The organism is Pseudarthrobacter cremeus, assembly GCF_051857465.1.
Classification (GTDB): Bacteria; Actinomycetota; Actinomycetes; order Actinomycetales; family Micrococcaceae; genus Arthrobacter.
Genome location: NZ_JBPZHC010000003.1, coordinates 352,809 through 366,919, shown reverse-complemented (window position 1 = coordinate 366,919; position 14,111 = coordinate 352,809). Strand labels below are relative to the sequence as shown.

Genomic DNA, 14,111 nt, shown 5'->3' with positions numbered 1-14,111 from the left:
CCCGACGGATTATCGCAAGGACACCCCATGACTAATACCCCCATCCCTGACCACCTCATCGACGGCGGCCATGCGCACGCCAGCGAAACAGCCCTCCACGCCGAGGACAAGGGCTACCACAAGAACCTCAAGCCGCGGCAGATCCAGATGATCGCGATCGGCGGTGCGATCGGCACCGGCCTGTTCCTGGGCGCGGGCGGCCGCCTCAACGCCGCCGGACCGTCCCTGGTCATCGCCTACGCGGTCTGCGGTTTCTTCGCGTTCCTCATCCTCCGGGCACTGGGCGAACTGGTGCTCCACCGGCCCTCGTCGGGCTCGTTCGTCTCCTACGCCCGTGAATTCTTCGGTGAGAAGGCCGCCTTCGTCTCCGGCTGGTTCTACTGGATCAACTGGGCCACCACCACCATCGTGGACATCACCGCAGCCGCCATGTACATGCACTTCTTCGGCCACTACATCCCCTGGATGGCCGAGGTACCGCAGTGGGCCTGGGCCCTGACCGCCCTGGTGGTGGTCCTGGCCCTGAACCTGGTCTCCGTGAAGGTCTTCGGCGAGATGGAATTCTGGTTCGCCCTGATCAAGGTCGCGGCCCTGGTCATCTTCCTCATCGTCGGCACCTACTTCGTCATCTTCGGCACCCCCGTGGACGGCCAGCAGGTGGGCCTGAGCCTCCTCTCGGACAACGGCGGTATCTTCCCCAACGGCCTGCTCCCCATGATCATCCTCATGCAGGGCGTCCTGTTCGCCTACGCCTCCATCGAACTGGTCGGCACAGCCGCCGGCGAAACCGAGAACCCGGAAAAGATCATGCCCAAGGCCATCAACTCCGTGGTCTTCCGCATCGCCGTGTTCTACGTCGGCTCCGTCATCCTCCTCGCCCTGCTCCTGCCCTACACCTCCTACGAAAAGGGCGTCAGCCCCTTCGTGACCTTCTTCGGCTCCATCGGCATCCAGGGCGTGGACGTCATCATGAACCTCGTCGTCCTCACCGCCGCACTCTCCTCCCTCAACGCCGGCCTCTACTCCACCGGCCGGATCCTCCGCTCCATGTCCGTCAACGGCTCAGCACCCCAGTTCGCCTCCCGCATGAACAAAGCAGGCGTCCCCTACGGCGGCATCGCCATCACCGCCGCAGTCTCCCTCCTCGGTGTCCCGCTGAACTACCTGGTCCCGGCCCAGGCATTCGAAATTGTCCTCAACGTAGCCTCAGTGGGCATCGTCATGACCTGGGCCACCATCGTCCTCTGCCAGATCCAGCTCAAACGCTGGGCAGACAAAGGCTGGCTCGAACGCCCCTCCTTCCGGATGTTCGGCGCCCCCTACACCGGCTACCTCTCCCTGCTCTTCCTCCTCGGCGTCCTCGTGATGGTCTTCATCGAATCCCCCCTCACCATGCTCGTCACCGCCATCGCCTCCGCCCTCATGGTCGCCGGCTGGTACGCCTGCCGCCACCGCATCCGCGAAATCGCCCAAGCCCGCGAAGGCTTCACCGGCAGCGCACCCGTCATCGCCAACCCGCCGGCGGCAACCTTCAAGAAGTAGCTCGCCCGTCCGGCCAACGCGTGCTGATGTGAAGCGGCTCCCCAGTCTGTAGCATGAGGCCATTGCGGACACTCGTGCAGCGGTGTTCCCGGAGCTCCCCGAGCTCCGGGAACACCGGAAACACCGGGAAGAGGTAGGTCATGCCAGGATCCAAACTTGCCATCGTGGGAGCCGGAAGCGTGGGCACCTCCCTCGCCTACGCCGCCCTGATCCGGGGCTCGGCCAGCCACGTCGCCCTGTTTGACGTCAACGTCCTCAAAGCCGAGGCGGAGGTCCTGGACCTGGCCCATGGCACCCAGTTCGCCGCTGCGGCGGCCACCGTCACCGGGGGTGGGGACATCGCCGTGACTGAAGATGCCGACGTCGTGGTTATCACTGCCGGAGCAAAGCAGGCGCCCGGCCAGACGCGGCTGGACCTGGCAGGGACGAACGTCCGCATCCTCGAACAGCTCATGCCGCAACTGCTTGAGCAGGCCCCGGACGCTGTCTATGTCCTGGTCACCAACCCCTGTGACGTGCTGACTGTGGCGGCGCAAAAGATCTCCGGGCTGCCACCGGAACGCGTCTTCTCCTCCGGAACCGTGCTGGATACCTCGCGGCTGCGCTGGCTGCTGGCCCGCCGTGCCGGCGTCTCCGTGGCCAGCGTCCATGCCAGCATGGTGGGCGAACACGGCGACACCGAGTTTCCGGTCTGGTCCGGCGCAACCATCGGGCCGGTCCCCATCCGCGATTGGGAACAGGACGGTCAGAGGATCTTCACCCCGGATTACCTCGCCGAAACGGCCAGGGAAGTGACCCAGGCGGCGTACAAGGTCATCGCCGGAAAGGGTGCCACCAACTACGCCATCGGGCTGTCCGGTGCGAGGATCGTGGAGGCCCTGCTCCGGGACGAGAATGCCGTGCTTCCCGTTTCCACGGTGCTCGATGGCCCCTACGGAATCACCGGCGTGGCGCTGTCCCTGCCCAGCGTGGTGGGCCGCGGCGGTGTGCATCGCATCCTGCACACGCCCATGGACGACGGCGAACTGGCAGCACTGCAGCATTCCGCCGACACGCTGCGGAACACCATGGGGACGCTGGGAATCTGAGCGCTGCAGCTGTCGGCGAACCACACTGAACCTGAGGCGTTCCGCAGGTTTTCCCGCCGTTCCACGCATCCTCTTGACGGCCTACATGCCTGGGTCTAGCCTCAGGCTCATCCTGCTGTTTCAGGGACAAACCAGTAAAGGAGCATTGGCATCATGCCGGAATTCATGGATGTCCACCGCAATATGGTCGGAATCACCAAGGAAGCCCTTCAAGAGGCCCATAACGCCGACCTCGCCATTCAAGGCGATGAAAGCGTTGACTTCAAGTCGGCCTGGGCCGATCCCGAATCAGGTCACGTTTACTGCCTGTCCGAGGCCCCGTCAGCGGACGCCGTCAGGCGCATCCATGAGCGCACAGGTCATCCCGCGGACGAGGTCCACCCTGTCCCGCTGAGGGTCTGACCAGCCAGGAAACGGACGACGGCGGAACGGCCGGTTCCTTCGCAAGGAACCGGGGTGCCGCCGTCGTGCGTTTCCCCTTCCTTCAAGGAGAACAGCGATGGAAAAAGAAGCCAAAGTAGTGGTCGGCGTCGACGGCTCGGACGCTTCAGTGCAGGCGCTGCGTTTCGCCGCACAGTTGGCGCCCGCCCTGGGCGCCCATATTCATGCCATAGCCTGCTGGGACTTTCCGCAGATGTACGCCGGCTACGTCCCGCCCGACTTCGAGGCGTTTCAGGCAGCCGCGACCAAAACCCTGGCGGAGAGCCTCGACAAGGCTTTCGGTCCGGACGCTCCCGAGGGCATCAGTCAGGAGCTGATCCGCGGCCCGGCGCCGGCAAAACTGGTCGAAGCAGCGGCCGGCGCGGCAATGCTGGTCGTCGGCCGCCGCGGGCACGGCGGTATCCGTGGCATGCATCTGGGGTCAGTGAGCACGGCCTGCGTTTCACATGCCGACTGCCCGGTCCTGGTGATCCATTCGGACAGCAGCCACGCCGCGCACCACCTCTGGAGAGGCCACAAAGCCAAGGGGGAGAACACGGGCATGGCGTAGCTCCCGAGCCTGCCGTCCCGTAATGCAACGCTCCCGCAACCCTTGGCAACGGGCTGATCGCCTATGCTCAGCAGAGCGCCTCACCACGCAACTCGAGGCATTCAGTGAGCATACCTAGACGACTCAGTTCAACGACGAACCACCCGGGAGCAACGGCATGACCAACTGGCGGATCAGGGACTTCCACTCGGCGGACCTGGACGGGATCCTGCACCTCTGGGAGACCCTCAAGGCGAACAACGTGGAACCCGTATATGCCCTCTCCGAGGTGCTCGCATCCTGCGAAAAGGACCACGCCGTTGTGGCGGTCCTGGGCGACATGGTGGTGGGTGCCGCCGTCGGACGCGCCGCCCATGACCAGGGCTGGATCGTCTTCCTTGCCACCTTGCCGGAGTACCGCGGCCGCGGGATCGGCACCTCGCTGCTCGCCGCCGTCGAGAACCGCATGGCGCCCCACGGGCTCAACAAGTTGTCCGCTTTGATGCCTGAGTCCGAGACCCGTGTGGAGGCCTTCCTTAGCCGCGGCTTCGCTCTGAAAAAGAACCTGCGCTACTTCGAGCGGACCATCCCCGTGCAGCGCCAGGAACTCGGCGCGCTCGGGCAACTCGGCGGGCGGATCCTGGCTCGCGACCTCTGGGAAAACGTGGCGGGCATGCGCAAGGAAAAGGAACTCCTCGAACGCCGGCTGGTCCTCCCCCTTGCCGAGGCGGACCTGGCGGATGAATACGGGGTGGTTCCGCCGCGCGCCGTTGTGCTGTTTGGCCCTCCGGGAACGGGAAAAACCACTTTCGCGAAGGCCATCGCCTCCCGGCTGGAATGGCCGTTCGTGGAGGTCTTCCCGTCCCGCCTGGCCTCCGACCCGAAGGGGTTGGCCGGGGCCCTGCGGGAGACTTTCCTCGAGATCGCGGAGCTGGAGCACGCTGTGGTGTTCATCGACGAGGTGGAAGAGATTGCCTCCCAGCGCTCCGGCGAACCGCCGTCGCCGCTGCAGGGCGTCACCAACGAGCTCCTGAAGATCATTCCGGCCTTCCGCGAACAGCCCGGCCGGCTGCTGGTCTGCGCCACGAACTTCATCCGCGCCCTGGATACGGCGTTCCTTCGGCACGGCCGGTTCGACTACGTCATTCCTATCGGCCTGCCGGACCGCCAGGCCCGGGAAGCCATGTGGCAGCGGTTCATCCCCGCCACCGTGGTGGACGACGTGGACGTGGAACTGCTGGTGGAGCGGACCGAAGGTTTCTCCCCCGCGGACATTGAGTACGCCGCCCGCAGCGCCTCCCAGCGGGCGTTGGAAAAGGCAGTGTACGACGACGGCGGCGCGGCTTCCGGCGGTAGCCTTTCGGTTCGCGAGGCGGTCCGGAAGGGGCCACGCACGCAGGATTATCTTGACGCGATCGGCGAAACGCGGACCACTGTCAGCCAGGAAGTCCACGAGCAGTTCCTTGAAGACATCGACGCCCTGGGCCGGGTCTAGCCGTACTTCCCAAAGATGTACACCACCACCCACAGTGAGGGCTAACGCCCCTACTGCGCCCAATTACGTCGGGGCAACATGGGAGGTGAGCCGCAAGGAGGTTCGATGGCGATCAAGAAAAGCGCACACCTGGCGCCTGGTGCCGCGCCGGGCGGCGCGGCTGTACACAGTGGGGCTGCAGCCGTTGCCTACCGTCGCGCGTGGTGGGCTCTGGCCCTTTACCCGGTGGCGTTCGGTGCTGCCTTCGCCGTCGGTGAAGGCATCCTCTCGTTGGTCACCGAAGGCAGCGGTAACGCGGGGTTCTGGCAGGTTCTGGCAGCTGGCATACCCGCGCTCCTCGTGTTCGTGATTCCGGGCATTCTCGCAGTGAGCCAGGGGCGCAAGGCGATGAGGCTCGGGCGCAAGGACGGAAGGGTGCTGGCCCTGGTGGGGGCCGGCATCGCTATCGGGTTCGTCGTGCTTAATGTGGCCTCCTACCTCATCGGTCAGGCCGCCGGCTGAATGCAGCCCGGAGCGAAGGGGACCTCATCGGGCCGCGAAGGAGACGAGCGAGTTGACCACTGACAACATGCAAACCCATAAGGGCACCGGCTCGGAACGCGCCGGGACCATCACCGTCGTGCTCGGGGTGCTTGCCCTGGCTGCCACCCTGTTCACGTACGTGCTGAGCCTCAGCGCAGGATTCAACCCACCCGGATGGGTGCGGGTCATGGGTCTTATCTGGCTACCGATCGGTTTCTTCGGCGCGGCGATTGCTTACACGGCTGCCCGCAAGGGGCCCGGACGGCGCCGCGGTATGCTCGGCCTCGCCATCGCCGGCGTCGGGCTTGTGGCTTTCGTGGTGCTGCTGTTCATCGCCGGGTGACGACTCTGTGACGGAGGCACTGGGCGCAGCCGCCGGCCGCACCGGCGTCACCGGCGTTCGCCAACGTTCGCCCGCGTTTTCGTTGAAGTCCGGGGTATCCACACCGGTTAGTTATCCACAACGGTTAGTTATCCACATAGGGAAGGCTCCTCTCGGGTTTCGTCACCGCCTCGCGGGATGCTTGATGTATGGGATACAGGGCGGCGGTTGAGGCGGCGGAGGCTGTTTGTGCTTCCGCGGCCTTGCTGCTCGCTGCTGCTAGGCGCGGGACTGATTCGGGCGGGACCGCAGACTCTGCCGGGTTAACCGGACCGGCCGGGACGGCGGAGCCTGCCGGGTTCACAGGGACCGCGGACTCTGCCGGGTGTGCTGATGATGATCCGTTGCGCAAGGAAGCTGATGGCTGGTTGGACACGCTGGCCCTGACTACCAGGATCAACGCGCAGGTCGCCGCCGTGACAGTCCACGCCGCGGCGGGCTACGCAGATACGGCCCAGGCGTTGGCGTCCCCTGACATGTCTGATCGCGCCCAGGAGATGGCGGTGGTGGCCGAAGTCGCGTGTGCTCTCACGGTTGGCGAACGGACCGCCTCAGCCCTGCTGGCCGAGTCCCACGCCCTGACCACTGGTTTGCCGTTGACCCTGTCCGCGCTGACGGCCGGGGCAATGTCGTGGCAGCATGCCCGGGTGATGGTGGACGAGACCACGAACCTGGAACCCGGCGCCGCGAAGGCGTTGGAGGCGCATTTCCTGGACCCCGGGGTGGAGAACCCCAACCGGGGCTGCCCGGCCGGGGAGCTGGTTGCGTCCAGGTTCCGGCATAAGGCCCGGATCTGGCGGGAACGCCACCACCCGGTCAGCATCGAAAAACGCCACAACAGGTCCGTCGCGGACCGGCGGCTGGAATACACGCCGGACCGGGACGGAATGGCCTGGCTTTCGGCGTACCTGCCCGCTGACAAGGCAGCGGGGATCTGGAACTGCACCACAGCCACCGCCCGCGCCTTGCAGGGCCCCGACGAGGACCGGACCATGCCCCAGATGCGGGCCGACATCGCCGCCAACCTGCTCCTCGGCGGGACCGGTGTCACGCCCAACACGGAAGCCAGCGGCACCGCGGTTCCCGCTGACGCCGGCGCGGGCCTCACGGGGGACATGCATGGCGCCCTGGGCGGCCGTGTCCCCGTTCCCCGTGCGCAGGTCCTGCTCACCGCGCCCATCATGTCCCTGCTCGGCGCCACCGATGAGCCGGCGATGCTGGACGGGTACGGGCCGATCCCGGTCACCATGGCACGCAGGCTCATCGCCGACGGCGCCACGTCCTTCCACCGCGTCCTCATCGACCCCAGGGACGGTGCACCGCTGGAGATCGGCCGGACCAGCTACCCGGTCACCAAAGCCCAACGCCAATGGCTGCGCCTCCGCGACGGGAAATGCCCGTTCCCCGGCTGCCACAACCAGTCCCTGGACAACGAAGCAGACCACCTCCTCGCCTGGGCAAAGGGCGGCACCACCGGCATCAGCAACCTAGCCCAGCCCTGCCCGAAACACCACAAACTCCGGCACGCTGGCGGCTGGGAACCCGGCCCGGCCACCAAAGACCATCCGCCGGGCTGGACCTCACCGACAGGCAGACATTACGCCAGCGAATACCCCGACTGGGAACCACCACAACTGCCAGCAGACCCCGCTGCCAATTCCCCATATCCAGAGCTTTCCCGACCCAATCGCGCGGAGATGGAAGTGGCTGCGGAGATGGAAGTGGCTGCGAATTCGGGAAAAACCACTGTTGCAGAGGAAGCCGTAGTTTCAGGGAAATGAGGGGCTGTGGAGTGCGAAACATGGCAGCGGTAGTCTTTGGGCCATGCCTTTAAATCCACTACGGCACGCCATGACGCGCATGGGCGGGCGTGATCCACACGAACGGCATCGTGCCGCAACCCCGCTTGAGCTCTTCTTCGACCTCACGTTTGTTATTGCATTCGGCGTGGCAGGAAGCCAGTTCGCCCACGAGATTGCCGAAGCCCACTTCGGCGCGGGTCTGCTCGGGTTTTCCTTCGCCATGTTCGCCGTGATCTGGGCGTGGATCAATTTCACCTGGTTCGCCAGTGCCTATGACACGGACGATTGGATCTTCCGTGTCGTGACCATGATCCAGATCCTCGGCGTACTGATTCTCACCATGGGAATCGAGCCCATGTTCCACTCGCTAGTGGTAGGGGAACATGTCGACAACCAGGTGATCGTGGGCGGCTATGTGGTCATGCGGGTCGCGCTCATATTCCAATGGTTGCGCGCGGCAAGGCAGGATCCGGCCCGCCGTCAGACCTGCCGGCGCTACGCCAGGTACCTTGCGTTCGTGCAACTCGGGTGGATCGCATTGCTGGTTATTCAGGCCGACGTGCTCAGCACGTTCCTCATGACGGCACCCCTGATCGTGCTCGAGATGGCCACGCCGTACCTGGCCGAGCGCAAAGCCACCACTCCGTGGCACGCGCACCATATTGCTGAGCGCTACGGGCTCCTGGCCATCATCGCCTTAGGCGAATGCCTGGTCGGCGCCATCGAGACCCTCCGCGCGATCGTGGCCAGCCATGGCTGGAGCGTTGATGCAGCCCTCGTGGGCTTCGGCGGAACGGCATTGGCGTTCGCCATGTGGTGGATCTACTTCATGCTTCCGGCGGGCCGGGCGTTGCACATACGCCGACATCAGTCATACCTGTTCGGATACGGACACATCCCCATCTTCGCCGCGATTGCGGCCTCGGGCGCAGGGCTCCATGTGGCGGCCTACTACATTGACCACGAGGCACATATCAGCGCCGCGCTGGCCGTGGCCAGCATCGCCGTCCCCGTGGCACTGTTCAAAGGCTCACTGACCTGGCTGTACAGCGTCATGGTGGGCGCGGACCGCACCATCATCACCGTGGCCCTCTGTGTTCTGGCCGCATTGGCAGCCTCAGTGGGCCTGGCTGCCGCTGGGGCGTCGGTGCCCATCAGCCTGCTGGTTATTGTGCTGGCGCTGGGTGTCTCGATTGTCGTGGACGAGCGTCGGGGCTCCGAACGGCTGCATCTGGCGCTGGCGAAACTGGAAACCGGGACTACTTCTCCCCGCCCGTCGTAGCCTCAACGTCAGTTCCGGCATGCTCGCCAGCCGTAGCATCATCGGGGGTTCCAGCGTCATCACGGGTCCCAGCGTCATCGCGGGTCCCAGCGTTGTCGTCATAGGAGAGGTTCTCGTAGTCGGTGTCATCTTCTTCGTCCAACCGGTCGTTCAACTCGTCCAGCAGCCAGGGGTTGATTCGGGCGAGGATCTTGCGGACTTCCTCGACGTCGACGGCGGCATAGAGCACGGGACGGGCGTCCCGGTACTTGGTGACGGGCGGCTTGTCCGGCCACTTCTCCGCCAGCGCTTTGACGCGCTCGGGAAGGGAGTTGTGGGCGTTATCCGCAATCTTGACCAGGGCCGCGTCGTGGTCTTCGGCGATATAGCGGATTCCCTCGGCGTAGTCGTCGGGATTGTCGTGGAGCCGGTTGGTGACCCGTTCGATGATGTCCACTGCACGCTCGGAAACACCCATGTCCAGAAGTGCCCGCCGGGTGATGGGGGTGTCCTCGGCGATATCGTGCAGGTAGCCCGCGATCCGGATATCGTCGTCGAAGTCCGCGAGCGCGTCTCCCACGGCGATCACGTGGTCACGGTAGGGCCGCTTGAGCTTGTCCTTTTGCCGGTTGTGGGCCACTTCGGCCAGGACCTTCGCGGTGTCTACGGTAAATCCGGGCTGTGGAAAAGCTGCTTCTTGGAACTCTGGTTCGGACATGGTTCCAGCCTACGCGCCGGGCTACGCGTGGCCGTCCGCGGGCACCTCTGTAGGCGAGCTTCTAAGCCACATCGCCCCACAGCGCCTTCCGGAGCAGCCCCTTGATGGTGGCCACCTCGTCCGTCGAAAGCCGCTCCAGTGCCTGTGCTTCCGCAGCGCGGGCTGCCTTGCCCGCCTCATCCAGGAGTTTCGAGCCGGCCTTGGTGGCCGTTACGGTCTTGGCCCGGCGATCCTGCTTTCCGGGAGCCCTGACCACCAGCTTCCGTTTCTCGAGCTCATCCACCAGCGCAACGATCTGGCTGGGATCCAGGCTCAGGAAATCCGCAAGCTCGCGCTGGGTCGGCTCCAGTCCGCTGTCCGCAAGGATGAGCACCGAATACGAGCGCTCTTTGAGATTGAAATCAGCCAGCGCCCGGTTATTCAGCACCGACCCCGACGCATGGAGTTTGGCCAGCAGGAATCCCATGTCGTTGGTGATCGAGGCAGCCACCAGTTTTTCCCCGGCGCCGTCCTGCTTCACGCCCTGCACATCGATCGTCATTACGCTCCAGAAAGTTCTCAAGATTAATCGTTGACATTTACAACAATCCATATTCTCATGGATACAGAACAGCATCCCATGCCGGACGGCAGGATGCACGGTCAGCTAGCAAAGGAGCAGCATGAGCCTGTCAGGCAAAGTAGCAATCGTTACCGGCAGCGGACGTGGCCTCGGCCTCGCTTACGCCCGGGAACTGGCGCACCAGGGCGCCGCCGTCGTCATTAATGACGTCGACGCGGCAGTGGCCGCAGAAGCCGTGGCACTTATCGAGTCCGACGGCGGCCGCGCGGTTTCCGTCGTCGCTCCCGTGGGCAGCAGTGAAGTGGCAAAGCAGCTCGTGGAGACGGCGGTGAAGGAGTTCGGGCGTCTCGACATCCTGGTCACGAACGCCGGCATTCTCCGCGACAAGTCTCTGCTGAAGATGACCGATGAGGACTTCGACCTGGTCATCAACGTCCACCTCAAGGGCACGTTCACCTGTGTCCGCGAAGCGTTCGCCTATTTCAAGGAAAACGGCATCGCCGGCCGCATCATCACCATCGGCTCACCCACCGGCCAGCGCGGCAACTTCGGCCAGACCAACTACGCCGCCGCCAAGGCCGGCATCGTGGGCATGGTCCGGACCTGGGCGCTGGAAATGAAAAAGGCGGGCGTCACGGTCAACGCCGTGATCCCTGTCGCCGCGACGGCCATGACCAAGACCGTGCCGTACTTCCAGAAGGCCATCGAAGCGGATGAGCGGGGTGAAGCCATGCCGGCCTTCTTCCGCCATGACCTCGGGTTCGGAACGGCCGACGACGTCGCGGGGCTTATTGCCTTCCTCGCCTCCGACGCCGCAGCCGGCGTTACCGGCCAGGCAATCGGTGCCGGCGGTGACCGCCTCCAGGTCTGGACCCATCCTGAGGCAGCCGCCACGGAGTACCGCGAAGGCGGCTGGCGCTACGAGGATCTGGTGGAACACTTCGACTCCACCTTCGGTGACAAACTCCAGAGCGTGGGCGAGGAATTCCTCCCGCTCCCGGAGGATCTCAAGCCGGCCCAGCCCGCAGCACCCGTGGCACGCTGACATGTCCACCCGCTACGAAACGGCCATCGACGTCGCGAAAATCGATGCGATCGACATGCACGTCCACCTCGAGGTGGATGGCCATGGCCACGAGTCCCTGCCGCCAACGCTCACCGAAGCGTCCGCGAAGTACTTCAAGTCCGAGGACCGCACCCCGTCCCTTGACCGCATCGCCGAGGTCTACCGCGAACTGAACATGGCCGCCGTCGTGTTCACCGTGGACGCCCGCACCCAGCTCAACCACGAGCCCAACAGCATCCCGGATCTGATCGCAGGCGCCGCACGCAACAATGACGTCCTGATCCCCTTCGGCAGCGTGGATCCGCGCACCGGACCGGAAGCGATCCGCGGTGCCGTGCACCAGGCCGAGGACCTCGGTGCCCGCGGCTTCAAGTTCCACCCGAGCCTGCAGGGCTTCGACCCGTCCAACGAGCAGTTCTATCCCCTCTGGACAACCCTCCAGGACCTCCGCCTGCCGGCGATCTTCCATACCGGCCAGAACGGCATGGGCGCAGGCCTTCCCGGCGGCTACGGCATCAAGCTCGGCTACTCCAACCCCCTCCTGCTGGACGCCGTCGCCGCAGACTTCCCGGAACTGCAGATCATCATGGCCCACCCCTCCGTTCCCTGGCAGGACGAGGCCAACTCCATCGCCACGCACAAGGCGAACGTGTTCATCGACCTCTCCGGCTGGTCCCCCAAGTACTTCCCGGAATCCCTGGTGAAGGCGTCCAACTCCTACCTGCAGGACAAGGTCCTTTTCGGCACCGACTTCCCGCTCATCACACCGGAGAAGTGGCTCGGCGCCTTTGCGGACCTTCCCCTCAAGGACGAGATCCGGCCCAAGATCCTCAAGCACAACGCCGTCCGCCTGCTCGGACTCGGAGGCTGATATGAGTGCAAGCATGGCCATGAGCGCCACCAGCAACCCGGCAACAGAACAGGTCCGTCTCTATGGGGTCTGCGACTACTACGACGCCGAGTCCCTCCTGACCGTGGACGAACGCAAAGTCCTGGGCCGGCTGCGCGCCTTCCTGGACGAACAGGCTCGGCCACTGCTGGCCGACCACTGGGAACGCGGCGAGTTTCCCACTGAACTCGCCCAGCCGCTGATCGACCTGGACCTGATGGAACCTGCGGAACTGACCGGCCGTGGTGATGATGGTGGTGACGCGGGTGCGGGGCGAATCCCTGCCCGGGGCATCTACCAGGGCTTCCGGATCTTCGAGCTCGCCCGGACCGATGCGTCACTGGCAACCTGGTACACCTCGCAGGCAGGGCTGTTCCGTACGGCCATCCGGGTGGGCGCCTCAGCTGAACAGCAGCAGGAGTGGATGCCCAAGGTCATCGACTTCTCCCTCAAGGGTGTCTTTTCCCTGACGGAGCCCGAGTCAGGCTCCGACATCGCGGGCGGTCTGGCCACCACCGCGCGGCGCGAGGGTGAGGGCTGGGTTATTGATGGCGCCAAGCGCTGGATCGGCGGCGCTGCCAGCGCAGACGTCCTGGCAGTCTTTGCCCGTGACGTCGCCGATGGCCAGGTGAAGGCCTTCCTCGTTGACCGCCAGGCCCAGGGCGTGACGCTGGAAAAAATCCACCGGAAGACCTCCCTGCGGATGATGCAGAACGCGCACATCACGCTCGACGGGGTGCGGGTTCCGGAATCCATGCGCCTGCACAATGTCAACTCCTTCAGGGATGTGGCGGCGATGCTGCGTGCCATGCGCTCCGACGTCGCCTGGATCGCCACCGGCGTCCAGGCCGGTGCCTTCGAAGCAGCCCTCCGCTACGTCACCGAACGCCAGCAGTTCGGGCGGCCCCTGGGGTCCTTCCAGCTGGTCCAGGAGAAGTTGGCCAGGATGCTCGGCAACGTCACCTCGGCGTTGTCCCTGGTGGTCCGTCTGACGGAACAGCAGGCCAAGGGCATCTACCGGGACCAGGATTCAGCCCTCGCGAAGATGCAGACGTCCCTGCTCATGCGGGAAACCGTTGCCCTGGCCCGCGAGGTTGTGGGCGGCAACGGCATCACCCTCGAGACGGACGTGGCCCGGTTCCACGCGGACGCCGAGGCTATCTATTCCTACGAAGGCACCCATGAAATCAACGCCCTCATCGTCGGCCGTGCGCTGACCGGCGAAAGCGCCTTCACCCGCTGAACCGCCGTCGTCGTACATTCACCGGCCCAAACCAATATCCGTTCCCCAACTGGAGGCAAAGATGCCCAATCTCGTCGTCGACTTCGACAAACTGCTCACCCTCGCCGGCACCGACCTCGGCGCCACTGAATACCGTGAAATCACGCAGGAACAGATCAACAAATTCGCTGACGCCACCGGTGACGACCAGTGGATCCACGTGGACCCCGAACGCGCCAAGGACGGCCCGTTCGGCGCACCGATCGCCCACGGCTTCCTCACTCTTTCGCTCATCATCCCGTTCTGGGGTGAGCTGTTCGACGTCGAGGGCGTCACCACCAAGGTGAACTACGGCCTGGACAAGGTCCGCTTCACGTCTCCCGTGAAGGTCGGTTCACGGATCCGGATGCAGGCCACCATCGTTGAGGTCACCGAGGTCAAGGGCGGCGCCCAGATCAAGGTCGCCAACACCATCGAGATCGAAGGCCAGGAACGACCTGCCGTCGTCGCCGAATTCCTGGCGCGGTTCTACAAGTAAACCTCCGCTTTCCCTTCTTCCGCACCAACCACCGTCTTCTTCTTCCGTACTCAT

15 protein-coding genes are annotated in these 14,111 nt (G+C 64.8%); 13 read left to right on the top strand and 2 right to left on the bottom strand.

The features are described 5' to 3' along the window. Window positions 1-27 precede the first annotated feature (27 nt). From ACS5PJ_RS08310 to ACS5PJ_RS08270, 9 genes are all read left to right on the top strand, one after another. Entirely contained in the window at window positions 28-1,542 is a 1,515-nt protein-coding gene (locus tag ACS5PJ_RS08310; RefSeq protein WP_439434436.1) for an amino acid permease, read from the top strand. Between the two features lie 140 nt (window positions 1,543-1,682). After that, window positions 1,683-2,630, top strand: a complete 948-nt coding sequence (locus ACS5PJ_RS08305) for an L-lactate dehydrogenase (protein ID WP_439434435.1) — start codon at window positions 1,683-1,685, stop codon at window positions 2,628-2,630. A 153-nt stretch (window positions 2,631-2,783) separates the two neighbouring features. Further along, complete coding sequence (locus tag ACS5PJ_RS08300; protein ID WP_354149029.1) at window positions 2,784-3,032, top strand: SCO4226 family nickel-binding protein; 249 nt, start codon at window positions 2,784-2,786, stop codon at window positions 3,030-3,032. 97 nt (window positions 3,033-3,129) lie between these two features. Further along, complete coding sequence (locus ACS5PJ_RS08295) at window positions 3,130-3,621, top strand: universal stress protein (protein ID WP_439434434.1); 492 nt, start codon at window positions 3,130-3,132, stop codon at window positions 3,619-3,621. 157 nt (window positions 3,622-3,778) lie between these two features. Beyond that, window positions 3,779-5,095, top strand: coding sequence for an ATP-binding protein (locus ACS5PJ_RS08290; RefSeq protein WP_439434433.1), 1,317 nt, complete (start codon window positions 3,779-3,781; stop codon window positions 5,093-5,095). Between the two features lie 105 nt (window positions 5,096-5,200). Next, window positions 5,201-5,596, top strand: coding sequence for a hypothetical protein (locus ACS5PJ_RS08285; protein WP_439434432.1), 396 nt, complete (start codon window positions 5,201-5,203; stop codon window positions 5,594-5,596). A gap of 52 nt (window positions 5,597-5,648) precedes the next feature. Beyond that, window positions 5,649-5,960: a hypothetical protein gene (locus ACS5PJ_RS08280; RefSeq protein ID WP_439434431.1), complete on the top strand. Its 312-nt coding sequence runs from the start codon at window positions 5,649-5,651 to the stop codon at window positions 5,958-5,960. A 188-nt stretch (window positions 5,961-6,148) separates the two neighbouring features. Further along, window positions 6,149-7,780, top strand: a complete 1,632-nt coding sequence (locus ACS5PJ_RS08275; RefSeq protein WP_439434430.1) for an HNH endonuclease signature motif containing protein — start codon at window positions 6,149-6,151, stop codon at window positions 7,778-7,780. 43 nt (window positions 7,781-7,823) lie between these two features. Continuing rightward, window positions 7,824-9,083 carry a low temperature requirement protein A gene (locus tag ACS5PJ_RS08270; RefSeq protein ID WP_439434429.1) on the top strand — a complete coding sequence of 420 codons (1,260 nt, stop codon included), beginning with the start codon at window positions 7,824-7,826 and terminating at the stop codon, window positions 9,081-9,083. Here ACS5PJ_RS08270 and ACS5PJ_RS08265 read toward each other — a convergent pair. Beyond that, window positions 9,061-9,780, bottom strand: coding sequence for an HD domain-containing protein (locus tag ACS5PJ_RS08265; protein ID WP_439434428.1), 720 nt, complete (start codon window positions 9,778-9,780; stop codon window positions 9,061-9,063). The two genes, ACS5PJ_RS08270 and ACS5PJ_RS08265, sit on opposite strands and share 23 nt — an antisense overlap. Before the next feature lie 61 nt (window positions 9,781-9,841). Then, complete coding sequence (locus ACS5PJ_RS08260; protein ID WP_439434427.1) at window positions 9,842-10,321, bottom strand: MarR family winged helix-turn-helix transcriptional regulator; 480 nt, start codon at window positions 10,319-10,321, stop codon at window positions 9,842-9,844. Window positions 10,322-10,442: 121 nt separating this feature from the next. Between ACS5PJ_RS08260 and ACS5PJ_RS08255 the strand changes: the two genes are divergently transcribed. The 4 genes from ACS5PJ_RS08255 (at window position 10,443) to ACS5PJ_RS08240 (ending at window position 14,057) form a co-directional block, all read left to right on the top strand. Next, complete coding sequence (locus ACS5PJ_RS08255) at window positions 10,443-11,387, top strand: SDR family NAD(P)-dependent oxidoreductase (protein ID WP_439434426.1); 945 nt, start codon at window positions 10,443-10,445, stop codon at window positions 11,385-11,387. Between the two features lies 1 nt (window position 11,388). Beyond that, a complete protein-coding gene (locus ACS5PJ_RS08250) occupies window positions 11,389-12,279 on the top strand; it encodes an amidohydrolase family protein (RefSeq protein ID WP_439434425.1) in 891 nt (296 codons plus the stop codon). A 19-nt stretch (window positions 12,280-12,298) separates the two neighbouring features. Next, window positions 12,299-13,540, top strand: a complete 1,242-nt coding sequence (locus tag ACS5PJ_RS08245) for an acyl-CoA dehydrogenase family protein (RefSeq protein ID WP_439434492.1) — start codon at window positions 12,299-12,301, stop codon at window positions 13,538-13,540. A gap of 61 nt (window positions 13,541-13,601) precedes the next feature. Continuing rightward, window positions 13,602-14,057 carry a MaoC family dehydratase gene (locus ACS5PJ_RS08240; RefSeq protein WP_354149019.1) on the top strand — a complete coding sequence of 152 codons (456 nt, stop codon included), beginning with the start codon at window positions 13,602-13,604 and terminating at the stop codon, window positions 14,055-14,057. Window positions 14,058-14,111: the final 54 nt, after the last annotated feature.

What these genes read in the sequence shown, in the direction of transcription:
- ACS5PJ_RS08310 (WP_439434436.1), top strand. Translation starts at nt 28, where the DNA reads ATGACTAATACCCCCATCCCTGACCACCTCATCGACGGCGGCCATGCG.
- ACS5PJ_RS08305 (WP_439434435.1), top strand. Translation starts at nt 1,683, where the DNA reads ATGCCAGGATCCAAACTTGCCATCGTGGGAGCCGGAAGCGTGGGCACC.
- ACS5PJ_RS08300 (WP_354149029.1), top strand. Translation starts at nt 2,784, where the DNA reads ATGCCGGAATTCATGGATGTCCACCGCAATATGGTCGGAATCACCAAG.
- ACS5PJ_RS08295 (WP_439434434.1), top strand. Translation starts at nt 3,130, where the DNA reads ATGGAAAAAGAAGCCAAAGTAGTGGTCGGCGTCGACGGCTCGGACGCT.
- ACS5PJ_RS08290 (WP_439434433.1), top strand. Translation starts at nt 3,779, where the DNA reads ATGACCAACTGGCGGATCAGGGACTTCCACTCGGCGGACCTGGACGGG.
- ACS5PJ_RS08285 (WP_439434432.1), top strand. Translation starts at nt 5,201, where the DNA reads ATGGCGATCAAGAAAAGCGCACACCTGGCGCCTGGTGCCGCGCCGGGC.
- ACS5PJ_RS08275 (WP_439434430.1), top strand. Translation starts at nt 6,149, where the DNA reads ATGGGATACAGGGCGGCGGTTGAGGCGGCGGAGGCTGTTTGTGCTTCC.
- ACS5PJ_RS08270 (WP_439434429.1), top strand. Translation starts at nt 7,824, where the DNA reads ATGCCTTTAAATCCACTACGGCACGCCATGACGCGCATGGGCGGGCGT.
- ACS5PJ_RS08265 (WP_439434428.1), bottom strand. Translation starts at nt 9,780, where the DNA reads ATGTCCGAACCAGAGTTCCAAGAAGCAGCTTTTCCACAGCCCGGATTT.
- ACS5PJ_RS08260 (WP_439434427.1), bottom strand. Translation starts at nt 10,321, where the DNA reads ATGACGATCGATGTGCAGGGCGTGAAGCAGGACGGCGCCGGGGAAAAA.
- ACS5PJ_RS08255 (WP_439434426.1), top strand. Translation starts at nt 10,443, where the DNA reads ATGAGCCTGTCAGGCAAAGTAGCAATCGTTACCGGCAGCGGACGTGGC.
- ACS5PJ_RS08250 (WP_439434425.1), top strand. Translation starts at nt 11,389, where the DNA reads ATGTCCACCCGCTACGAAACGGCCATCGACGTCGCGAAAATCGATGCG.
- ACS5PJ_RS08245 (WP_439434492.1), top strand. Translation starts at nt 12,299, where the DNA reads ATGAGCGCCACCAGCAACCCGGCAACAGAACAGGTCCGTCTCTATGGG.
- ACS5PJ_RS08240 (WP_354149019.1), top strand. Translation starts at nt 13,602, where the DNA reads ATGCCCAATCTCGTCGTCGACTTCGACAAACTGCTCACCCTCGCCGGC.